The sequence below is a fragment of the Paraburkholderia heleia NBRC 101817 genome, assembly GCF_000739775.1.
Taxonomy (GTDB): Bacteria; Pseudomonadota; Gammaproteobacteria; order Burkholderiales; family Burkholderiaceae; genus Paraburkholderia; species Paraburkholderia heleia.
This window is the reverse complement of the sequence record NZ_BBJH01000005.1, coordinates 61,883-84,376: the sequence shown is the minus strand read 5'-3', so window position 1 is coordinate 84,376 and position 22,494 is coordinate 61,883. Positions and strand designations below refer to the sequence as shown.

Annotated in this window: 19 protein-coding genes; 10 read left to right on the top strand and 9 right to left on the bottom strand. The window is 58.4% G+C overall.

The window, feature by feature from the left end; translation table 11 throughout:
* Nucleotides 1–71: 71 nt before the first annotated feature.
* On the bottom strand, nt 72–839 hold the full coding sequence (locus BHE01S_RS05505) for an FRG domain-containing protein (RefSeq protein WP_218000397.1): 768 nt from the start codon (nt 837–839) through the stop codon (nt 72–74).
* Between the two features lie 23 nt (nt 840–862).
* On the bottom strand, nt 863–1,690 hold the full coding sequence (locus tag BHE01S_RS05500) for a hypothetical protein (protein WP_042261444.1): 828 nt from the start codon (nt 1,688–1,690) through the stop codon (nt 863–865).
* 438 nt (nt 1,691–2,128) lie between these two features.
* On the opposite strand from BHE01S_RS05500, the gene BHE01S_RS35935 reads away from it, so the two are divergent.
* Complete coding sequence (locus BHE01S_RS35935) at nt 2,129–2,767, top strand: hypothetical protein (protein ID WP_157025148.1); 639 nt, start codon at nt 2,129–2,131, stop codon at nt 2,765–2,767.
* 94 nt (nt 2,768–2,861) lie between these two features.
* On the opposite strand, the gene BHE01S_RS37620 is transcribed toward BHE01S_RS35935, so the two are convergent.
* The 3 genes from BHE01S_RS37620 to BHE01S_RS39750 all read right to left on the bottom strand — a co-directional run bounded on the left by BHE01S_RS37620 (nt 2,862) and on the right by BHE01S_RS39750 (nt 4,729).
* On the bottom strand, nt 2,862–3,092 hold the full coding sequence (locus BHE01S_RS37620; RefSeq protein WP_157025146.1) for an FHA domain-containing protein: 231 nt from the start codon (nt 3,090–3,092) through the stop codon (nt 2,862–2,864).
* 69 nt (nt 3,093–3,161) lie between these two features.
* Nucleotides 3,162–3,986 carry a hypothetical protein gene (locus tag BHE01S_RS37615; protein ID WP_157025144.1) on the bottom strand — a complete coding sequence of 275 codons (825 nt, stop codon included), beginning with the start codon at nt 3,984–3,986 and terminating at the stop codon, nt 3,162–3,164.
* A gap of 311 nt (nt 3,987–4,297) precedes the next feature.
* Nucleotides 4,298–4,729: an HNH endonuclease gene (locus tag BHE01S_RS39750; RefSeq protein WP_084068576.1), complete on the bottom strand. Its 432-nt coding sequence runs from the start codon at nt 4,727–4,729 to the stop codon at nt 4,298–4,300.
* 2,044 nt (nt 4,730–6,773) lie between these two features.
* On the opposite strand from BHE01S_RS39750, the gene BHE01S_RS05470 reads away from it, so the two are divergent.
* The 3 genes from BHE01S_RS05470 to BHE01S_RS37610 all read left to right on the top strand — a co-directional run bounded on the left by BHE01S_RS05470 (nt 6,774) and on the right by BHE01S_RS37610 (nt 9,938).
* Nucleotides 6,774–8,795 (top strand): glycoside hydrolase family 19 protein, encoded by a 2,022-nt coding sequence (locus BHE01S_RS05470; protein WP_245639645.1) that lies wholly within the window; start codon nt 6,774–6,776, stop codon nt 8,793–8,795.
* Nucleotides 8,731–9,399, top strand: a complete 669-nt coding sequence (locus tag BHE01S_RS36500) for a glycoside hydrolase family 19 protein (protein WP_084068574.1) — start codon at nt 8,731–8,733, stop codon at nt 9,397–9,399. The genes BHE01S_RS05470 and BHE01S_RS36500 overlap by 65 nt, the downstream gene beginning before the upstream one ends.
* 65 nt (nt 9,400–9,464) lie before the next feature.
* Nucleotides 9,465–9,938, top strand: a complete 474-nt coding sequence (locus BHE01S_RS37610; RefSeq protein WP_157025142.1) for a hypothetical protein — start codon at nt 9,465–9,467, stop codon at nt 9,936–9,938.
* A 1,499-nt stretch (nt 9,939–11,437) separates the two neighbouring features.
* Here the strand turns inward: BHE01S_RS37610 and BHE01S_RS05465 are convergent.
* From BHE01S_RS05465 to acs, 4 genes are all read right to left on the bottom strand, one after another.
* Nucleotides 11,438–11,800, bottom strand: a complete 363-nt coding sequence (locus BHE01S_RS05465; RefSeq protein WP_052405710.1) for a hypothetical protein — start codon at nt 11,798–11,800, stop codon at nt 11,438–11,440.
* Nucleotides 11,801–12,114: 314 nt separating this feature from the next.
* Complete coding sequence (locus BHE01S_RS05460) at nt 12,115–14,133, bottom strand: sodium:solute symporter family protein (protein ID WP_042261436.1); 2,019 nt, start codon at nt 14,131–14,133, stop codon at nt 12,115–12,117.
* Nucleotides 14,130–14,435, bottom strand: coding sequence for a DUF4212 domain-containing protein (locus BHE01S_RS05455; protein WP_407669470.1), 306 nt, complete (start codon nt 14,433–14,435; stop codon nt 14,130–14,132). The genes BHE01S_RS05460 and BHE01S_RS05455 overlap by 4 nt, the downstream gene beginning before the upstream one ends.
* Before the next feature lie 160 nt (nt 14,436–14,595).
* Nucleotides 14,596–16,578 (bottom strand): acetate--CoA ligase, encoded by a 1,983-nt coding sequence (gene acs / locus BHE01S_RS05450; protein WP_042261432.1) that lies wholly within the window; start codon nt 16,576–16,578, stop codon nt 14,596–14,598.
* A 337-nt stretch (nt 16,579–16,915) separates the two neighbouring features.
* Here acs and BHE01S_RS05445 point away from each other — a divergent pair, with 337 nt between their 5' ends.
* The 6 genes from BHE01S_RS05445 (at nt 16,916) to BHE01S_RS05420 (ending at nt 22,283) form a co-directional block, all read left to right on the top strand.
* The gene (locus BHE01S_RS05445; protein ID WP_042261430.1) at nt 16,916–17,812 is read left to right on the top strand and encodes a DMT family transporter; all 897 of its coding nucleotides are present in this window, start codon (nt 16,916–16,918) and stop codon (nt 17,810–17,812) included.
* A 203-nt stretch (nt 17,813–18,015) separates the two neighbouring features.
* Complete coding sequence (locus BHE01S_RS05440; protein ID WP_042261428.1) at nt 18,016–18,660, top strand: TIGR00645 family protein; 645 nt, start codon at nt 18,016–18,018, stop codon at nt 18,658–18,660.
* A 53-nt stretch (nt 18,661–18,713) separates the two neighbouring features.
* Nucleotides 18,714–20,237 carry a fumarate hydratase gene (locus BHE01S_RS05435; RefSeq protein WP_042261426.1) on the top strand — a complete coding sequence of 508 codons (1,524 nt, stop codon included), beginning with the start codon at nt 18,714–18,716 and terminating at the stop codon, nt 20,235–20,237.
* Nucleotides 20,238–20,438: 201 nt separating this feature from the next.
* The gene (gene bfr / locus BHE01S_RS05430; RefSeq protein ID WP_042261424.1) at nt 20,439–20,918 is read left to right on the top strand and encodes a bacterioferritin; all 480 of its coding nucleotides are present in this window, start codon (nt 20,439–20,441) and stop codon (nt 20,916–20,918) included.
* A 55-nt stretch (nt 20,919–20,973) separates the two neighbouring features.
* Nucleotides 20,974–21,834, top strand: coding sequence for a glutamate racemase (gene murI / locus BHE01S_RS05425; RefSeq protein WP_245639644.1), 861 nt, complete (start codon nt 20,974–20,976; stop codon nt 21,832–21,834).
* A 194-nt stretch (nt 21,835–22,028) separates the two neighbouring features.
* Nucleotides 22,029–22,283 carry a (2Fe-2S)-binding protein gene (locus BHE01S_RS05420; RefSeq protein ID WP_042261420.1) on the top strand — a complete coding sequence of 85 codons (255 nt, stop codon included), beginning with the start codon at nt 22,029–22,031 and terminating at the stop codon, nt 22,281–22,283.
* Nucleotides 22,284–22,494 lie beyond the last annotated feature (211 nt).

Sequence of the window (22,494 nt, the reverse complement as noted above, 5' to 3'; positions counted from 1 at the left end):
CCCTCCAAACTCGATCTGCACGCCAGGATGATCAACGTTGAGCACCTTGTAGGCCCGGTCTAACGTGGCGTCTATGCGTAAGCACTAAGCTCCATTCTTATCGATTTCGCCAGTCCGGCGAGGTCCCCATACATCGTCTTCGAGTTTATGCCCATTTTGCGAAGCGCCACAAACGATCCTTCGTATAGGTCGGGAGGGACTACCAACTTGACCATATCAACCTTCGCGTACAAATCGAGCGAAAGTATTTCCTCTATCCTTCGCTCCAAACTACCGGAAATTAGAAACGTTCCAAACTGGCGGTCTATTCTCGCGTTCGACTCAGCCGACTCCGACACCCAAGCTACATCATACGTGTATCTATCGATGACTTTTTCGAATATCTCGTCCTGCTTTTCGTTCATTGATGCACGGGTTTCCTTAAACTCCTTATCCCTAGTCCCGATGTAAGCAAGAGATTGATCCATAAGGGCCGAGTAATCCATATAGAACAATGAAAAGCCACTGCCCCCACGTGGATTGTATGCCTCAAGTGCAAAATATAGAGCAATGTATGGACTAGTTGTAAAATCTATTAATCTCGTCGGCGCGCCGTAGTGCTGCATCGCTGAGAGCCAAGAGAGCTTCGATTCCGGCGTGTGCTCCTGGCCACAGTAGATACGAAACTTCGACTTAAATGATTTAAGCGCGTGATCCTCAAAATTTCTGGCGCGTTCGACTGTCCAAGAGTTATCGAGCAGTCGCTCCAGAGATGATTGAAGCCCCCAACTAGAGTCCGCCTGACCTCGAAAGATATACCTATTTGGAAGCACATTGAGCTCGTGCGCCAGTTCTTCCATTGAGGTTACCTGTTTCTCTACAATCATTCTCTAACCTCTCGGTAAGCGTTCTTGATCGCGGTAAGCGTTGCTTCTTTGCCCGCCTCACTATCCACGACAACTTTTCTTGCGTCACCCTGGAACGATATAGCAACGAATGGCTTTCCCCGCTCCTCTTGAATCACAGCCGAAGCCGCGTTTCCAGTAGCCGCCGTCGATCTTGCAACCGCGATAACAGTTTCTTCGTCCAGCGATTTCCCCGCCACGGAAACGCTTCCCTGGTCTCCTTTCATTTCCTGGCAGTAGTACGACATTGGCCGCTGGAAAAGCTCATCAGCATCTATAGGATTAGGTCCGGTGAAATTCGCCTTGAACCGCCGTACAGCGTACGCCCCTAGAATCTTCTGGACGAACGTCTCCGGGTCACGAATCTTGTCAACGCGAACCTTAATTGAATTCTCAACTACGTCAGCCGTAGATTGCATTAGCCGCTCAATCTTGCCCGCAATCGCTTGAACATCGTTGGCAACGCGGGTCTTACGTCCAATGCCTAGAACGCCCAAGCTCGAATCAAAATAGACAAAAGTATAGGGTCCAGTGTCATCGAGCATCTCTTGAAAATCTCCGGTCTGCTCGTCGTACTTTTCCACAGTCGTCTTCGTAATTCGGCCAACCGCGAACCTACCGGCGTCAGGCGTAATATGTTCTACATTCCCGATATGCCAGACGTTGTTGTATCGCAACTCTAAAGACGGCCTTTTCCCCAATCCGCGCTCAAACAGTTCTTGCGGCGTGATACCAGGGTCAAAAAGTTGGACCTGTGCAGGCTTGATGAATTTGATTCGATAGAGGTGGTATTCGCTGGGCCGCATGTCATGCTTCTTCTATACGTTTTATCCAATATGCATAGGCTGGACGACTTATCCCCGGTCCGCCACTGCACCTTACGGACTCAACATACCACATGCAGCGGCCGCTATATCACTCACTCTCGCCTATCATGTCCTACGCCTACTTCCTTGCACTGCACCGCACTCGCTCAAATCGAGTTACGATATCAACGGCGGACCCGTGTTGGTCCATCCGCCTCCGCCAGGGCGAAACGCGGGAAGGGTTGCCGTTGCAGCGTTTGCCGTTTCCCGACACAACAATACCGACCCTCCTTGCAACGACCAGACCAGCCGTATGCAACACTCCTACCAACCGTACGACGAGCTAAAGAAAGCTCGAATCGCAATCGAAGCCATGGTCGCGGCCAAGTCACTTGACGAGTTTGAGGGAAATTGGAAGGAATTCCTGGAGCATTTGGAGTGAGTCTGGAACAAGGCTTAATATCACAAGGAAAATATCAGATGCAGATTGATTGGATCTCCGCAGTCACGGGGCTTGTCGGCGCAATTATTGGCGGCCTATGCACGCTGATAGGCGTTCAAAGACAACTTCACGCAAGCACTACCGAACAGAAGCGCCGAGAAGATATTCACCGCAAGGCAATTCTTCAAGCGTTACACGACGAATTAGAAACCTTATCGGAAGTATATAAATCCTCCGCCGGTGGACAGATAGCCGTTCATCAAGCGGGGGCGCCCCTTCTGCTCTATTGGCCGGTTTCCTTCGATTACTTTTCTGTCTATCACGGGAACGCCGCGCTTATTGGCCACCTGAAAGATAACGATCTGAGAAAATCGATTATCCAGACCTACACTTATGCCAAAGCCACGGTGGATTCCTTTAAGCTGAATAATATTTTCGTAGAAAAATACCAGCAATCAGTGTTTATTACGTCCCAAGCTCCTACAGATGCTAACAAACAGGTCATGCAGGCTAACCATCACCAACTCGTCCAGTACGCGATAGTTTTGCACGAAAGCCATAAGCGCCTAGAACGCAGCCTTGAAGACACGCTACGCCGCCTCCGCAAGGCCGGGGTACTTAGCGAGCAAAATTGAAGCACAAGAGAATATTTCCGTTACCTCTCCTACTACGCACGCGTTATGCACACAGAGCCACCGACATCGTCGCTGGCCGCTTACATTCCGCGGGCTAATCAAGCCAGCCAAGGTCACGCATCGCCGAATCAATCACGGCCGCATACTGCGGCGGGCACGGCTTTACCCTTGGCCCTATGCGGCGCGAATTGACCCGCAGGCCATTCGCTTCTTTCCTGTCTGCGATCCAGCAAGTTTGAACTACGCGCCTGATCTTTGCCTGCACATGGTCTTGGAGGTCTTTGTAGCGTTTCTTTCTGCTGCCTTGGTTGGCGCTGCGTTGCATGGCATGTCTCCGGATGGTGATGAGACAAGCCTACCCGGTCTAACGACGGACACTCAAGCGGAAAGTTGTTCATGTATTTTTGTACAGTGTCGAATTCAACACGCCGCGACCCGGCTTAGCCCTAGGCTTAAGCACAATAGCCGCCTTGCTTGCATCGCCCAAGTTCTCCCTACGCGAGGATTGCGCCAGGACCTGATACGGCTTGGTTAGCGTTTGCTCATCGTGTAGGACGCCAAGCTTGCACAGCATGCTCTTAAGCTGCTCTCGTTTCCTGGCCCTGTTGCCCGTTCGCATATCGGGATGCGCGTAAGCAATCCATCTATCGAGGATAGCGTTAAGCGGTTGGAGGAACCCGCCTCTACCGCTTCTGGACCGGAGGATGAAACGTATAAACGCCCTATCATGCTTACCCTTGTCCGCATCCGGGTCACCGCAGCTAGCTAGCAGCGTTAAAATCTTGAGCAGCCTATCGCTATTGCTAACCGGCGTTGGCGCGTAGGTTTTAGCTGCTCTCAGGTCCGACCGAATAACGATCTCTCCGGTTTGAACATCAATCCATTGGTCCGGTTTGACCACGGTTACAGATCGTGAATTATTGCTCAGCGGCCAACCGGTTACGGTTATCTCATGGCGGGGCTTAACAGTAAGCTCTCCACCGACCGGAGAGTAACGATTAATGGTACGACTTACATCGTTGTCCTCAACATATGCAGGACCACGGCTACCATAATCATAGACCGGTTTCGGTCGATAGGTACGCCAATGCTCCGCAAGCTCAGCATCTGTAAATTTCCTCTTGATGAACAGATGCGGCCACATCGTGTAGTCGGGGTCTGATACAACCATGCTCGGCAGATTGGCTTCCTTTATGAACTCTATAACGTCAAACTTCAACGCACCTCCTATGGTCGAAAAGTGAGGTTAAACATCAAAACTGACACCCTGAAATCCTTATCTGGCGGGGATTTCAGAGATTTTGCTATATTGATAGATACCATTCGTCGGAGACGGTATCTCATTTCCAGCAGAGCGATACTTAACTAGCCGATATGGTCTATCGTGGACCTTGGTAAATGGTCTGACTTCATAGAACCAATCAGCAGTGGCTCTAGCCTCTCTACGACTATTGAATACCTGTGAGCTAAGCATAGGGCTATCGCAACGAATCTTCCATTTGGTTGAATTCATACTGGCTAACTTGGCTACTACCAACTACCGTCTATCGGCATACCGTCAGGACCGAATGCACGCTTAACCTTGAAGCCTCTGTCTCTGTTGGTCTTATCGACATGGCACGGCTCACATAGATACTGTAGGTTGGTATCATCGTTCGTACCGCCTTGCTCCAATGGTTTGATGTGGTCTACTACTCCACGTAGATCAGCCCGCTTGCACGCTCGACATGTGTATTGATCTCGTTGCTTGATTCGGTTCCGTATCTTTCCCCAAGCGTGGCCGCTGAGGTCATCGATACGCGGTGCGCTAGTTGCCCCTAAGCGCTGCTTCTGCTTGGTCGTTAGCCGCTTGCCGTTGCGCTTGATTACGTTAGCAACAGCGCAGCTAGGACAGCGCCACTCGATACCGGCATGCCCCGGCTCAGGCCACTTATGCTTAAGACATTCGTACTTGTGTTCCATAGATTAGTTGTCCTGATTTCATAGCGTGTGGATTCATAGGATTGACAGGCGGACCACATAGGGATATGGGGGGGTGCGCGAAACTGCAAAGGTCAAAGCACGCAGCGCCGACAGGTTCATCGTGTTTTATTGCTAAGTCCAAAAATTTAGCTGGAAACGCGCCTTAGCTCTTTATTCCGGCCAGTTACGGCTAGTCCTTAGGAATTCGTAGGTTTAACGCTAATTCGGTCCATTGCAGAGATGCGAGCGACTAAGCCAGATATCAGGCCGGATTAGCTCTTGTTTACTAAGGCTAACCCGTGCGGGTGCTTGGGTGGTATCCCGGCCCGTTTCTCTATTGCCCTAACTGCCGTAGCACGTTCTCAGACCGGACCAGCTATGAGGCTCACTATGAGCGCGATACGTGTGTCAGCCAGTTAAATACCTCGCAAGTATGTCCCCATAAGCCAGAATCAGAGTCCCGTACAGACCCGCAACAAAAGCTGTCCATTCTAGGGACTTATATTCGTGGCTGATATTCTGAATGTGATCTCCCTCTTGCGCCCGCTGTGCGTTCATGACGTGCTTAGTTTGTAGAAGCCCAAGTTGCTTGAATTGAGCAACGGCGGCCAAGAATGCGGTTAGCGCGCCGGAACGCATAAACCACTCCGCGTGACCTCGACAAACGTCAAATAGGAGAAAGAACACGGGGACTAGAAACGAGGCCCAAACGAGGCCCCAACTAGCGCGGTATAGCTCGGGATCGGCCTTTGTCGACACAATACTCATGACAGCCCTCCGTTGAAGCGCGGCCTAATGATCATACTCCCGTCGTTGTGGGCGCGCGCGTGAGACAGAGAGCCTCTACGAGGGCGCGAAGCTACCTACCCATTGCCTCAGGTACGCCGTCGGCTCCTTGGTACAAACCGAGAGGCAAATTGAACGCTTTGGTAACCCATAGGCCCCGCCCGTTCCGCACCATACCGGCCCGCGCCATCTCCTCAGGGGTCTTGCACCGCCTGTTAGCTGGCTCATACGTCCCGTCCGCCCTACGCTCCCCAAAGCTTCCCGTGCGGTGTGCATCGAAGCCCCGCGAGGAGCGGAATCGCTCCCCACAGGAAGGACACATGTTGTTATCGTTGGACTGGCGCACTAGCAAAGCCCTCTACACGCTTAAGCAACCCCGCGATAGCCTCTTGCTCAATCTGGCCGGCCTCCTCAGGGTTATCCTTAGCGAGCTTTTGGATGGACCGGTTAATGTCGTACGCGGCCATGCTGGCCTTACGCATAGCCTCGCCCAACTCGAACAGCTTACTTGGCCTTCTTTTCATTCGTTATCCTAAATTAAATTGCGCCGTATTTGATCTGATAGGCGTAACCACCCTGCCCCCGCATACGTTGGGCCAAGCGCTTATCAATGGCCGCTTGGAACACAGGCATTAGCGCCTTAGCGTCCTCCGCCGTCAATCCTCCGCGTCCGCTACCGTCAAGGTGGAAATGCAAGTCACCGCCTGAGCCGCTACTAACACTGCTGGCCGGGGCTACATTGCCAACCGCTCCGCCTGTAGCGAAGTGCGCCATGTGGCCGTTATTGATAGACTCCAAGAGACCGCGATACTTACCCGGCTAGCTCCTTCTTACCCTTGGCAACGTCCGCACGCTGGTTAGCGTTAGCAATCTCCTGGTCCAGCGCGTTAGGCGAGGTTCGTGACAGGCCGCGCCTTTCTGACATTTTTCTCATCTTCGCGTCACGGCTGCGCATCGCGTGTTGCGCATACTGGCTCCATGACACAACAGAAGCCCACCATCGCGTCGACTAAAGCGCGGTGCCGCAGTCATAGAAATTACCAGCTGGCGCGGCGAGCACCGCCGTGCGGTCGGCGAGGATCGGGCATGGCGAAGGCTGCTCTAGCCAGCACCAGGGTCATCGCCACACACGGCCTGCCCACTTGATTCGCCATGATTTCCATCAACCATCGTTAATTGTGGACGCAACAAAATTGTGGCCCAGAGGTACTGTCCGGAGAATGATCGATTCACTGGCCTAACCCGGACTGAGCCACCGATGACTACACCCGCGCCGACTCATTCACCGAATCCCACCCAACCTGCTCAGGCGAAGCTGAAACTGCTGCCGTTCGCCTTTCCGTTTCTTCGCAAAGGCCACGGGCAATCCGCAACTTCTGCGCAGTTTGTTGACGAGCACGATGTTCACCGGTTGCTAGCTGGTAGCGAGCCGTCCGGCTCATATCTCGTCAGCCGCAAGGGCATGTGGCACGGCGGCATTCACATCACGGAGGCCGGCGCGGGGCAAGCGTTGGACCTTGACGCCGGATTGCGCTGCATTGCGGACGGCGTGCTGGTCGCCTGGCGTGCGAACCGGGACTACCCGATCAGTGAACTGGCAGTGGATGGCGGTAACACGCCGTTTCAGGCTCCCTACAGTACGGGCTTCGCCCTGGTGCGCCACGAGATGGAGTTTCCGCGCGGGACGAAGCTGACCTTCTACAGCCTGTACATGCACCTGATGTCCAACGCAGATTACGACAGTAATTTCCCGAAGCGGCAGAAACCGGCGTACTGGTCGCGGCAGTGGACGATCACGAACTACGCGCGGGACAAACCCACTTTCGTGGCTGGTCAGGTTGCCGATGGACAGGTCGGCCTGCACGTGCGCAAGACGCCAAACAGTTCCGTCCTTGGCATCCTGCCGCAAGGTGCGAGCGTCAGCATTGGGAAGACGGAAACGGTGCATGGCGCGACGTGGGGGCAACTCACAGACCTGAATGGAGCAACACTGTACGCACCTGTCGCGGGCGGCTATGTTGCGCCTTCTGCGGCCATTACCGGCTGGATTTTCCTGGGCGCGCGGAATGGTGGACCGGTCGCGAAAGAAACCATTCCGGATTCAATCTTCGACCGGGTCGTCGTCACAATGAACCAGACGTGCAGTCCGGGTGATCCGCAGGGCACAGGCGGCGGCATTCCCGTCAAGGCGGGCGACCTGATGGGTCACCCTGGGCGCTATGACTCGCTGGACCGGTGCACGGCGGGAACGCGCATGGCGCATATCGAGGTGTTCTGCGACGGGAGCATCAAACCGTTCATCAAGGCCGGGCGCGACTGGGTTGGCGCCAACTGCGCGAATGCGACCCAATGGAGTCAGCTTGGTCTGTCCGCAGACCCGACGATTCTCCGTATCGGCCGTGGGACCACGCTTTATCACGATCATGGCCGGCAGGGGCAGGACGCGAAGCAGACCGATGTCATCCAGACCTATCAGTTCGCCGCCCTGTCGCAAGACGCGGCGCACCTGTTCACGGAGACAACGCCTGGCAGTGACGGCGCGAAGCGTCGCTGGTGGAAGGTGGACAGCGCGGACAGGCAACGCAATGCCATCACTGGATGGGTGCGTGAGCAGAGCTTTGCGGGTGGCCGTGTGACCCGCGAGTTCTCGCAAGACTGGATCGATTTCGAATGCCACGACGAAGACCACGATCCGGCGCACACCATTTTCGCGACGGCGGCTGACTATGTGGACTATGCGCTCGGCAGCGATATTCCCGGCGCGGGTTCACCTGGCAAGCTGAGTCCACTCATGGCTGCCATCTACCGCGTCCTCTATCTGGGTGGTGACGGCGCTCACGCGGCGGACGAACTCTGCGGTTTGGGGCAGCCCCCCGAGGGCGCGGGATTTCCGTGGGCCGCATTCCGGGCGTCGCGCCTCATTGCCAAGCACGAAAGCGAATGGGCGAACCCCGCGAAGTGGCAGGAACTGGTCGGTGCAATCGAGCGGCGCACCGGGCCGAAGCCCGAACATGAGGAAGAGAAGAAACGCATCGCGAAGCTCGCATGGTGGGACGAGGTACGAGCCCGGGTGGCGGGCTTTCCTGGGCCTAATGTCTACCACATCAATCCGGTTGGATTAGTGGGGAATTTCAATGCAAGCGGCTCGCTGAAATGTGTTAATTGTGGCGTCGATTTATCAATAACACCAATTCTCCTTAAAGAGATTTTTCCGAATGTCAGCGACAGAAATGCAGATTATTTCTCCGAAGCGCTCACCGCCTCTTTTAAAAAAAAATAAAATTAATTCGTGCAATCGTGCGGCGCACTTTTTCGGTCAATGCGAGGTCGAATGCGCAGGGCTTACAGCTTTTCGTGAGAATTTAAATTATAGTGATGGCGACCATCTCTGGGCAACTTATCGCACAGCTTTGACGAACGGATTGCATAGAATGCATCCGACTTGGACTATTGCTCAAATAGAAAATTATGCGAAAACTCATTTAACACATAACGATAGTGAGCTCGGAGAGATATTGTTTGGAGATGACAATTATCCCGGGAGAGATTATCGAGGACGGGGACTTTTGCATATCACATGGCTCGCAACATACCGGGAATACAATCGGGCAAGTGGCAATGATGTGATTGGTGATCCGAATATGATCCAGAATGACCCTGCCGTCGCAAGCGACTCGTCCGCATGGTTCTGGAGTTCGCGTTCGATTAATACTCAGGCTGACGCCAACGATGTTCGCGGCGTGACGCACATGATAAACCCAGCGCTCAAGGACTTTGCTCGACGGAAAGCTGCTGCCAAAAGGGCATTCGCTGTCTTAAATAAAGGCAGTCAGCCCTGCAAGCAAGATTGGGATTCAACTCTTACAACGGGGAACGGATGGTGATCAAAACGACCAGAATGTTTACACTGCTATTGAGCTTGGCATGGGCAGCGGTCCCGTGCTACTCGATGGAAAAATCGCCGGCCAGTCTGCCTGCTGACGCAATTCGAGGTGGATGCTCGATATCTTTTTCCAAGAAATTTCACCCCGTTCAAGGTGATTTTTTGAGTACCCCACCATTCTCTATTTTGAGCTCATGGAAATGTCGCGATGGCGAAGAATTGTCAATTGATAAATATGAAATAAACGGATCAAGCCCTGATCTGATAACTGTTTTCTATTGGGAGCGACGCAACATTGTAACACTTGTGAAGTGGCGAGTAAATTCCGAGATATCCGATTATTCAGGTGATTATTATAGAGTATTTGCCTACATATATTCGACAAAATTTGGATCGCCAAAGTTCATCAGGGACGATGATTTAATGAAGCATTTTCCGGCCGGCTTCGATGGCTTCACAAAAGATGGAGAACCAGTTATTTATCCATTCAAAGATGCCGCCTCCATACGAAAAAAACTTCGATCCATTAATTTTAATTAAAATTTCGAACGTTCCCCTCACAATAGAGTCATCTCCCTTGGCTCGGAGGTACGAGCCTCGCGCGTATGCGCAGATCTATTGAATATAGGTAATCCCTACGGCGATCCCAAATGCTGCGAATGCGCATTTCGTTAGTTTAAGCGCATCAGAGCGCACCCACTCGAAATGCAATACTTGTTGTACACGAATCCTTTTCCATCCATGCCCCGAGATCGCTCGCGTGCCATTGCCGTAGTTCGTGATCGCCTCGATCCAAGTCACCCCATCGTCGGCGTGTCCCGTGATGAACGTAGTGTTATTAACGAGAAAAGACGGTTGCCAGTTATTTTAATATGAGCATAATCTGAATTTGCAAGATGTTCGGCATAATTTTATTGATAATCCATATTTTCCACTCGCAATTATAAAATATTCCTTCAAATCAGTCGCTGCTTTTTGGCACGCACCAGTCCGAGCGCCGTCGCAAATACTGAACTGTCAAATATGTAAATCTGGTTGTGAATGGCGCGCAAACAGGATGCATGAATCATTTATAACGCCTCAACATGGTCTCCCCTATCTTAGGCCTAACGAAGAAGTAATTTATGAGAAAATTTAAATTCATTGCCGCATTGATTGTTAATTTTACTACAGCAATAGTGGCTCATGCAGAGGGGATGTGTAAACCCGGAGAATTGATAGTTTTCAATTGCAAACTATCCAGATCAATTTCATCGCTATGTCAATCCCCGAATACAGATAAACTGATTTATCGAAATGGAGTTAGCGGGAAAGCTAATTTCGAGATTTCGAATAGTGCCAACAAAAACGCGCCGATTTTCTATTTTCCGAATACTCCGTATGCAGGAGGCGGAGAGACTCATATTAGATTTTCAAGCCAGGAGTACCTCTATTACCTATACGACCGAACAATCAAATCGGACAAGGAGTCTAATTTTTTTGCCGGCATCGTCATATACAAAAAACAAAACAAGATTTCAAATATTATTTGCAGCAACGATGTCTCCATCCACAAGAGTGCTTATCAATCCATTACCAAGGAAGCCTATCGTCCCATTGGCGCAAGGTAACCGCTACAAAAAACTCCCCAAGAGGTCTGCTCATTTAGCGCGAATGGAGTCAGCTTGGCTTGTCCGCAGTCCCGACGATTCTCCGCATTGACCGCGGGGACCACGCTTTGTCACGATCATGAGCAGCAGGGGCAGGAGGCGAAGCAAACCGAAGTGGTCCAGACTTATGGATTCACCATTCTGCCGCAAGGCTCGGCGCACCTGTCACGGAGACATCGCCAGGCAATGACGTGATGAAACTGCGCTGATGGAAAGTTGAAACGTGAGCAGAATTTTGCGTGGGCCGCATGACCTGTGAGTTCTCGCAAGACTGGATCAATTTCGAGTGTCACGACGAAGACAACGATCGTGTGCCTTTAGCTCGCGCCGCCGCGCGATCGCGAACGCGACGAATGCGCACCTACTCAGCCCAAGCGCGTCAGGACACCCTCAATTACACCCGCTCGCGGTGCAATACTTGTTGTACACAAGCCCCTTCCCGTCCATCCCCGAGATCGTTCGCGTGCCATTGCCGTAGTTCGTGATCGTCTCGGTCCACGTCGACCCGTCGGCAGCCTGCCCCGTGATGAACGTCGTGTCGCCAATGGATGCGCCGGTTTGCTCCCAGGCCTCGCCCGGCAGCTTCTGCTGATACCCATTGACCGTAGACGTGTTGCCGAAGCGCTGCACCGTGTACGAATTGCCCGATTCGTCGACGCAGTTCTGGAAGGCATCGTTGCCCCAGCATTTGGCAAACGCTGCAGGCGCCGCAAAGGCGCCGAAAATGATCAGGCTGAGTGCAATGCGCTTCAATGACTTCCCCGAGAAAACGCCCTGTTTCTGGCTCGATTCGCCGCGAGTCCCAAGCCGGCGGCGCGCGAAATTGTACCGTAGCTGCAAAGGCGATCTATCGGATGCGCCGGACACGCTGCATAGCACGCTCGCGCTAGTTATCGGTCAAAAAAGCGGATGACTTGATCGGCAGAAAAGGACGTCGGGCCGCAGCCCGACGCCGAATTCCCGCGTACTGCTTCGAGGACCGGCGCGGGAACGAGAGGACTTCAGTATCGCCTCGCCCGCCCGTTTTTTAAGTGCTCGACCGCACGCCGGCAACCAGGTCGCGACCCTCACGGGTGGCGGATATAGTCCACCAGCGCGACGGTATACGCGTCTGGCTTGCGATCGAGCAGACTCACGCCAATCGCCACGAGAAAGCCTGCGGGCACACCGAACACGCCCGAGCTGATGGGCTCGATGCCGAACCATCGCGGGCCCGCAAAGCCCGTGAGCTGCGTAAAGAACGGGTACGTCGAGACAATGTAATAGACGCACACAGTCAGCCCCGCAATCATGCCGGCCACGGCGCCCAGGCGCGTCGTGCGCTTCCAGAACACACCGAGCACGAGCACGGGAAAGAGACTCGACGCCGCAAGCGAAAACGCCGCGCCCACCAGAAAGAGGATGTTGCCCGCGTTCAGCGACGCCACGTACGAGGCGAACAACGCCACGCCGAGCAGCAGGATCTTCGACATCGTCACGCGCCGCTGGCTCGACGCGCCCGGATCGACCATGTGGTAATACACGTCGTGCGAGAGCACGTTGGAGATGGTGAGCAGCAAGCCGTCCGCGGTCGACAGTGCGGCCGCGAGCGCGCCCGAAGCGACCAGCCCCGACATCACATACGGCAACCCCGCGATTTCCGGCGCGGCGAGCACGACCATGTCGGGCTGCATCTGGATGTCGCTCCAGCGCACCACGCCGTCGTTGTTCATATCCGCAATGCTGATGAGGTAGGGCTCGACGCGCCGCCACTGCATGACCCAATGCGGCAGGTCGTCGAAGCGCTGCCCCACCAGATGCATGAGGATCTCGTACTTGATCAGCACCGCGAGCACCGGCACGGTCAGATAAAAGAGCGCCACGAAAAAGAGCGTCCAGCCCACCGAGCGCCGCGCCGAGGCCACCGAGGTCGTCGTGTTGTAGCGCGTGAGGATGTGCGGCAGGCTCGCCGTGCCAAGCGAAAGGCACAGGAGCAGCGAAAGGAAGTTGCGTTGATGAATGCGCCGCTCGGCGGCGTCGGCGGCGGGAAACGGTTCGTTCATCGGCACGGGCGGCGCGGCGCGCTCGAGCAGGTCGTCGCGCTGGCGCGTCCACACCATGCGCGCGGCGTCCACGTCGCGCGGGAAGGCGTTCAATTCACGCTCGAGTGAATCGATATCGCGCAGCGGGCCATTGTGGCGGCGCAGGTCCGCGAGCGATTCGACGAGGTGCGTTTTCTCCGCGACGTACGACTGCGGCAGCGTGTCGAGGCGCGTCTGCCATTGTGCGGCGCGCTTGCGGTATGCGTCGCGCACGGTGGCTTCGGCACTCGCGCCGCGCACGTCGTGCTCGAGCGCTTCCACGCGCTGCATCACGTTGCCGTAATCGACTTGCGGCAGCCAGCCGAGGCCGTCGCGGTTCGCGATCAGCGAGACCGGAATCAGGATGGCCGCGATGAGAATGATGTATTGCGCGACCTGCGTCCACGTGACGGCGCGCATGCCGCCAAGAAACGAACACACGAGGATGCCCGCCAGCCCGCAAAAGATGCCGATGGCGAAATCCACGCCGATGAAACGCGTGGCGATCAGCCCCACGCCCTGGATCTGCGCGACGAGATAAACGAACGAGCAGAGGATGGTCGCGAGCACGGCGAGTGCGCGCACGAGGTTGCTCGAGAAGCGCGTGCCGAGGAAGTCGGGAATCGTGTAGCGCGCGAGCTTGCGCACATACGGCGCGAGCAGGAAGGCGACGAGGCAATAACCGCCCGTCCAGCCCATGAGGTAAGCGAGGCCGTCGTAGCCGCTCGCGTAGAGCGAGCCCGCGAGGCCGATGAACGACGCGGCGGAAAGCCAGTCGGCGGCCGTCGCCATGCCGTTGAAGAACGAGGGCACGCGCCGGCCCGCCACATAGTATTCGACGAGGTCCGAGGTGCGCGAAAGCAGCCCGATCACCGCGTACACCGCGATCGGCACGAACAGGAACACATAGCCGATCCACATGCCGGGGCCGGTGGAAAGCTCGATGCGCCACATCACGTAGACGAAGGCGAGAAAACCGAGCGTGTACAACGCGTAGGAGCGAATGAGCCGGTGCGCAAGCCTCATCGTTGCTGCGCCTTGCTGGCTTCGCGAATGGCGACATCGGCTTCGCGCGCGGCTTGCAGCACGCGGTCGGCGCGCTGCATCAGCACGATATAGATCGCGACGAGCAGCACGTAGAGCAGGATCGCGCCCTGCGCGCCGAGGTAGAACGGCAGGCTGAAGCCCGCGAAACGCAGGTCGGCGAGCTGCCGCGCAAAAAGCGGCGCGACGAACGAGACGAGGAAGCCAATTGTCATGAGCACGGCGATCAGCGCGAGATTGAAGCGCCAGTAGCGCCGATGCGCGCGCGCCATCGCCTCGCTCACCGGAGGTGGCTCAGGCAATGGATTGAGATTGCTCTGCGGAGTCGTGTGTGGCGCGGCCATGCGCCTGTGTAGCAAAAACGCGTATGACCGGCAATCCGGGGCAATGCGGGGATCGATGCCATGCGCGGCGCCAGGCAAGGCGCCGCGCGACCCCCGGCGTTTAGAGCGATTCGCCGAGCTGATCCAGAATCGCCGGGTTTTCCAGCGTGGAAACGTCCTGCGTGATCGCCTCGCCCTTGGCGAGCGAGCGCAGCAGACGGCGCATGATCTTGCCCGAGCGCGTCTTCGGCAGGTTCTCGCCGAAGCGGATGTCCTTGGGCTTGGCGATCGGCCCGATCTCCTTGCCCACCCAGGCGCGCAGATCGTTGGCGAGCTTCACCGCCTCGTCGCCCTGCGGACGCGTGGCCTTGAGCACCACGAAAGCCACCACGGCTTCGCCGGTGGTGTCGTCGGGGCGGCCCACCACGGCGGCTTCGGCCACGAGCGGGTTCGCCACCAGCGCCGACTCGATCTCCATCGTGCCGAGGCGGTGGCCCGAGACGTTCAGCACGTCATCGATACGGCCCATGATCGTGAAGTAGCCCGTGTCCTTGTCGCGCACGCTGCCATCGCCGGCCAGATACAGCTTGCCGCCCAGTTCCTCGGGGAAGTAGCCCGCCTTGTAGCGCTCCGGGTTGCCCCACACGTTGCGGATCATCGCCGGCCACGGACGCTTCACGACGAGAATGCCCCCCTGCCCGTTCGGCACGTCCTGGCCCGTTTCGTCGACGATCGCGGCCATGATGCCCGGCAGCGGCAGCGTGCACGAGCCCGGCACCAGGGGCGTCGCGCCCGGCAGCGGCGTGATCATGTGGCCGCCCGTTTCGGTCTGCCACCACGTGTCGACGATCGGGCAGCGCTTGCCGCCCACGTTTTCGTAGTACCACATCCATGCTTCGGGATTGATCGGCTCGCCGACGGTGCCGAGAATGCGCAGCGAAGAAAGGTCATAGCTCTTTGGGTGCACCTTCGCGTCGGCGTCGGATGCCTTGATGAGCGAGCGGATCGCCGTGGGCGCGGTGTAGAACACCGTAACCTTGTGTTTGGCGATCATGTCCCAGAAGCGGCCGGCATTCGGGTACGTGGGCACGCCTTCGAACACGACCTGGGTCGCGCCGATCGTGAGGGGGCCATAGGCGATATAGCTGTGACCCGTGATCCAGCCAATGTCGGCCGTGCACCAGAACACGTCCGAGGGCTTGTGATCGAAGGTCCACTTCATGGTTTGCGCGGCCCACAGCAGGTAGCCGCCCGTGCTGTGCTGCACGCCCTTCGGTTTGCCCGTCGAGCCCGACGTGTAGAGGATGAAGAGCGGGTGTTCCGCGCCCACGGGCACCGGCGCGCACGTGTCGCTCTCGGCCGCCGAGAGTTCGTGCATCCACTGGTCGCGGCCTTCGTGCCATGCGACCTTGCCGCCCGTGCGCTGGTAGACGATCACGCTGTGCACCGCTTCGCAGCCGCCCATGGCGAGCGCTTCGTCGGCGATGTTCTTCAGCGGCAGCGCCTTGCCGCCGCGCATCTGTTCGTCGGCGGTGATGAGCGCGACCGCGCCCACGTCGACCATGCGTTCGTTGAGCGACTTCGACGAGAAGCCGCCGAACACGACCGAATGCGTCGCGCCGATACGCGCGCAAGCCTGCATGGCGACCACGCCTTCAACCGACATCGGCATGTAGATGACCACGCGGTCGCCCTTCTTCACGCCGCGTTTCTTCAGCGCGTTGGCGAAGCGCGAAACGCGCGCGAGCAGGTCCTTGTAGGTGACGTTCGTGACGGTGCCGTCGTCGGCTTCGAAGACAATTGCGACGCGCTCGCCATTGCCCGCTTCGACGTGGCGGTCGAGGCTGTTGTACGACGCGTTGAGTTCGCCATCCTCGAACCACGTGTAGAACGGCGCCTTCGATTCGTCGAGCACCTTCGTGAAAGGCTTTTGCCAGCTCAGGGTTTCGCGCGCGAGGCGCGCCCAGAAGCCTTCGTAATCGCGTTCGGCTTCGGCGCACAGCGCCTTGTATGCGTCCATGCCGGACACCGTGGCGCCAGCCACCGTTTGCCCGGAAGGTGCAAAGACGCGGCGTTCCTGAAGAACCGATTCAATCGCAGACATCGACAACCCCTTGGTGAAGATGAAACGTCAAATACGTGGACACGCATGAGCATCTTCAATGCCCGTGCGCGCCGTCTCCGTGCGCCGCCGCCCGCTTGCGGGCGCAGCGCTATTGGCTTGCGCCGGGAGCCGCCATTGTGGCATCCCGGCATGCATGGGCACGCGAAACAGGCACGATCGTGCGCGATCTTCGCAAACTGCCCATGCCAGCAAGATTAAGCGTAGCAACTTACCGGCCACTTACGCGCGCATGTGCAGACCATGCAAGCGGCGCGCCATGGCACGCAAGTAAGCAGACATTTAGAATGCTAACTGAACTGCGCACCCGGATTCCAGCTTGAATCGCTATTCCCTGTTCCTCATTGCCTCGATGCTGCTCGTGGGCAGCAACGTCGGCATCGGCAAGTCGATCGTCGCCTTCATTCCCGTTCCGCTCTTCGCACTGTTGCGCTTCGTGATCGCCCTCGCCGTGCTCGGGCCGCTCCTGCGCCGCTCCAGAATGCAACAGGTCAAGCGCGGCCAATGGATCAATCTGTTCCTCCAGGCGCTGTTTGGGACATTCGGGTTTACGCTGCTGATGCTCGGCGGCGTGCATCGCACGAGCGCGGTCGCGGCCGGCGTCATCACGAGCACGATTCCCGCCGTAGTCGCCCTCTTCTCATGGATCTTCCTGCGCGAGCGCCCCGACGCGCGCACGCTCGCTTGCATCGCGCTCGCCATTGCGGGCATCGCCGTCATTAATCTCGGCCACGTGGGCGGCAATAGCGAGACCGGCGCAGGCTCGTTGGCCGGCAACCTGATGGTGCTCGGCGCGGTGTGCTGCGAAGCGCTCTATGTGATCCTTTCGCGCCGTCTCACGCAAACGCTCGCGCCGCTCGATATCTGCGCATACACACACCTGTTCGGCCTGCTGCTGATGCTGCCCGTGGGGCTGTCCGGCGCACTGTCGTTCGATTTCGCGAGCGTGCCCGCAGGCATCTGGGGGCTCGCGCTCTGGTACGGGCTTTCGGCGAGCGTGTTCTCGTTCTGTCTCTGGATGATGGGCATTCGCCACGTGCCGGGCAGCATCGCCGGCGTGTTTACGGCCGTGTTGCCGGTGGCGGCCGCCGTGTACGGCATTGCGTTTCTCGGCGAGCGCCCCACGCCCGCGCACGGCATTGCGCTCGCCTGCGTGGTGGCCGGCATCGGGCTCGCGAGCCTCAAGATCAAGCGCGTGCCGCCGCTGGCCTCGTGAGCATCCTGTAAACAGACTGAAAACATCGGGGCGCGGCAGCGCTGCCGGAATCACGGCGAGCCCTTCCTGCGACGCTGTACAATAGCGCGCGCCCGGCCCCTCGCGCGCGCCTTCTGGCCCTAACCAGACGGCGCCGTCCTGGCCGCTCCGCCTGGGCAGCCCTGGTTAGGCAGCCCCGCCCGAATTCGCTACCGTGATTGCCCATGTCCGCCGCACGCCCCCAGCCGCCTTCCTCCGCCGCACCGGGTAAAGCCCGTCGCCGCATGCGTCCGCTGCCCAGCATCATCTTCATGAGCCGCTGGCTGCAGGTGCCGCTCTATCTGGGCCTGATCGTCGCGCAAGCCGTGTACTGCGTGCTGTTCCTCAAGGAAGTCTGGCACCTCGTGAGCCACGCCACCACGCTCGACGAAACCAGCATCATGCTGGCCGTGCTCGGCCTGATCGACGTGGTGATGATCTCGAACCTGCTCATCATGGTGATCGTGGGCGGCTACGAGACCTTCGTCTCGCGCCTGAATCTCGAAGGCCATCCCGACGAGCCCGAATGGCTCGACCACGTGAACGCCGGCGTGCTCAAGGTGAAGCTCGCCATGGCGCTGATCAGCATTTCGTCGATCCACCTGCTCAAGACCTTCATCAATCCCGATGCCGCTTCGGCGCATACGGTGATGTGGCAGGTGATCATCCACGTGGCGTTCCTCGTCTCCGCGCTCGTGATGGCGTGGATCGACCGCATCACCACGCATACGCACCCCGAACACTATCAGGAACTCGCCGCCCGCCATCCGTCGCCGGGCGGGCACGCCGCTGCGCGTCACGCGGTTCCCGAGCACGCCGGGTCCGACTGAACCGCGCACACGGCACACATTCTTCAAAACACCCGTCCCCACAGAAGCTAGCCATGACCGTCATCAAACAGGAAGACCTCATCCAGAGCATTGCGGATTCGCTGCAATACATCAGCTACTACCATCCGCAGGACTACATCGAGGCGCTCGGCCGCGCCTACGAACTCGAAGAAAGCCCGGCCGCGAAAGACGCGATCGCGCAGATCCTCACGAACAGCCGCATGTGCGCCGACGGCAAGCGCCCGATCTGCCAGGACACCGGCATCGTCACGATCTTCGTGAAGGTCGGCATGGACGTGCGTTGGGACGGCGCCACGATGGGCGTGACCGACATGATCAACGAAGGCGTGCGCCGCGGTTACCTGAACCCGGACAACGTGCTGCGCGCGTCGATCGTGAGCCCGCCCGAAGGCGGCCGCAAGAACACGAAGGACAACACGCCGGCCGTGATCCACTACGAGATCGTGCCGGGCGACAAGGTCGACGTGCAGGTTGCGGCCAAGGGCGGCGGCTCGGAAAACAAGTCGAAGTTCGTGATGCTCAACCCGTCCGACTCGATCGTCGACTGGGTGCTCAAGACCGTGCCGACGATGGGCGCGGGCTGGTGCCCGCCGGGCATGCTCGGCATCGGCATCGGCGGCACCGCGGAAAAGGCGATGCTGATGGCGAAGGAATCGCTCATGGAGTCGATCGACATCCAGGAGATCATCAAGCGCGGTCCGAAGGACTGGGTCGAAGAACTGCGTGTGGAACTGCACGAGAAGGTCAACGCGCTCGGCATCGGCGCACAGGGTCTGGGCGGTCTCGCCACCGTGCTCGACGTGAAGATCATGGCAGCGCCCACGCATGCGGCTTCGAAGCCCGTCGCGATGATCCCGAACTGCGCCGCCACGCGCCACGCCCACTTCGTGCTCGACGGCTCGGGCCCGGCAAGGCTCGAAGCGCCCTCGCTCGACGCATGGCCGAAGGTCAACTGGGAACCGAACACCGAAACGAGCAAGCGCGTCGATCTGAACACGCTCACGCCGGAAGAAGTCGCTTCGTGGAAGCCGGGCCAGACGCTCCTGCTCTCGGGCAAGATGCTCACGGGCCGCGACGCCGCGCACAAGCGCATCGCCGACATGCTCGCCCGCGGCGAGAAACTGCCGGTGGACTTCAAGAACCGCGTGATCTACTACGTCGGCCCGGTCGATCCGGTGCGCGACGAAGTGGTCGGCCCGGCAGGTCCCACCACGGCCACGCGCATGGACAAGTTCACGGAGCTGATGCTCTCGCAAACGGGCCTCATCTCGATGGTCGGCAAGGCCGAGCGCGGCCCGGTCGCCATCGAGGCGATCAAGAAGCACAAGGCGGCTTACCTGATGGCGGTGGGCGGCGCGGCCTACCTCGTGTCGAAAGCGATCCGCGGCTCGAAGGTCCTCGCGTTCGAAGACCTCGGCATGGAAGCCATCTACGAGTTCGACGTGCAGGACATGCCGGTGACGGTTGCCGTCGATTCGTCGGGCACCTCGGTCCACAAGACCGGCCCCGCCGAATGGCAGGCGAAGATCGGCAAGATTCCGGTCGCCACGGTTTGATGCCGGCCTGTGCCTGTTTAAAAGCCGGGGCCGCGCGCCCCGGCTTTTTTTTGCATCGCGCGACACGGACTGAGATGACTTCCCGGCACGGAGTCAATCGCCGGTATTTACGGCAATTCAACGTGGATTCGGCCTTGGCTTTTGTGTATCGAGCGTTTATTGTTGGAAACCAGTCACGGCCCCACAAAGAAAGGAAAGACTATGCAAGGCGACAAGAAGGTCATCGAATATCTGAACGCGCAGCTCAAGAACGAGCTCACGGCCATCAATCAGTATTTCCTGCATGCCCGCATGTACAAGCACTGGGGTCTCGAGAAACTGGGCAAGCACGAATATGACGAATCGATCGGCGAAATGAAGCATGCCGACATGCTCATCGAGCGTATTTTCATGCTCGACGGTCTGCCGAACCTCCAGGACCTGCATAAGCTGCTGATCGGCGAGGAAACCAGCGAAATTCTCGAGTGCGATTTGAAGCTCGAACAGATTTCCCAGTCCACCTGCAAGGAAGCCATTGTTTATTGCGAATCGGTACGCGACTTCGTTTCGCGAGAGATTTTCGTGACGATTCTCGAAGACACCGAAGAGCACATCGACTGGCTCGAAACGCAGATCGACCTCATCGGCAAGGTCGGTATCCAGAATTACCAGCAGTCGGCCATGGGTTCGGTAGAATCCTGATCGCGCGCATCCGTCCGCCTTGCGGTTGCGCCCCAACCCTTTTGCGCCCATCCCCGTGAATCTTCCGGCCTCTTCCAGCGCTGCGCCCATCGGCATCTTCGACTCCGGCCTCGGCGGCCTTTCGGTGCTGCGCGCCGTGCGCGCGCTGCTGCCCGCCGAGCGGCTCGTGTATGCCGCCGACTCGCGCTATGCCCCCTACGGCCAGCGCGACGACGACTTCATCGCCGACCGCACGCTTGCGATCTGCGAATGGCTCGTGGCGCAGGGCGCGAAGGCGCTGGTAGTGGCCTGCAACACGGCCACGGCGCAGTCGATCGCGCTCGTGCGCGAGCGGCTCGCCATCCCGCTCGTCGGGGTCGAGCCGGGGATCAAACCGGCGGCGCTGGTTTCGAAATCGCGCGTGGCGGGTGTCCTCGCCACCCAGGTCACGCTGCGCAGCGCGCGCTTTCAGGCGCTCGTGGATCGCCACGCCGCCGACCTGCGCGTGCTGTGCCAGCCGGGCCATGGCCTCGTGGAGGCCGTGGAGCGCTGCGACATCGGCTCGGCCGAATTGCTGGCGCTGCTGCGCGCGTACGTGGAGCCCATGCTCGACGCGGGCGCGGACACGCTCGTGCTCGGCTGCACGCACTACCCGTTTCTCGATGCGGCGATCCGCTCGATCGTCGGCGAACGCATGACGCTCGTCGACACGAGCGTCGCCATCGCACGGCAGCTCGAACGCGTGCTCGAGCAGCACGGCCTGCGCGCGGGCGGCGAGCCTGCCGGCGCGGGCGGCGACGACATTCGCTTCTGCTCGACGAGCGACGGCGCGCACTTGCGCGAACTGGCGGGCGCGCTGCTCGGGCTCGACGCTCGTGTCGAGCGCGTGGTCATCCCCTCGCGCCGCACGCGGGAACGGGAAGCGAACGCCGCCTGACGTGCCGGCGCCACGCCGGGGGTGATTGCCGGTTTGCGATTACGCCCTTCGCCGGGCATTCGCGTTTCAACCCCGTTTCAGCAAAGCGGGCTCACTTCCCTCACCCTTGTTACAAAAAATCCGCCTACGCGCTTGCCAAACCAGGCAAACATAATGATAATAATTCGCATTAACTCTCTCTATTGCGGTCCACCATGATTGTCTGCGTTTGCAAATCCGTCTCCGACCGGACGATCCGCGCCTCCATCGAGGAAGGCATGGATTCTTTCGACGAACTGCAGTTCGAACTCGGCGTCGCGACCTGCTGCGGCAAGTGCGAAGCATCGGTTCGTGACGTGATGTTGCAAAGCGGCGTCTGCGCGAGCCGCTGCGGGGTGACGCAACCGGCGCTCCCCGCCGCGGCTCCCCATGCGGTTGCGCTCACGTTTTACGAGCGCAAGGCCGCCTGAAGCCATGGCGCGCAGCGGGCCACCGATGCGCGCCTGCCCCGTCCGCCCGTTTAGCCAAGGGCGCCTCGCGCGCCACGCGCCGCAGACAACCAATCGCCGCCGACAGCGAGCCCGTCTCCCGACCAGCCAGCTACCGTTCGTGACCCTCAAAGGAGGTCGTGATGGAATTGCTGCTCGGATTCGTAACGACGTTGTGCATCTCGCTGTTGAT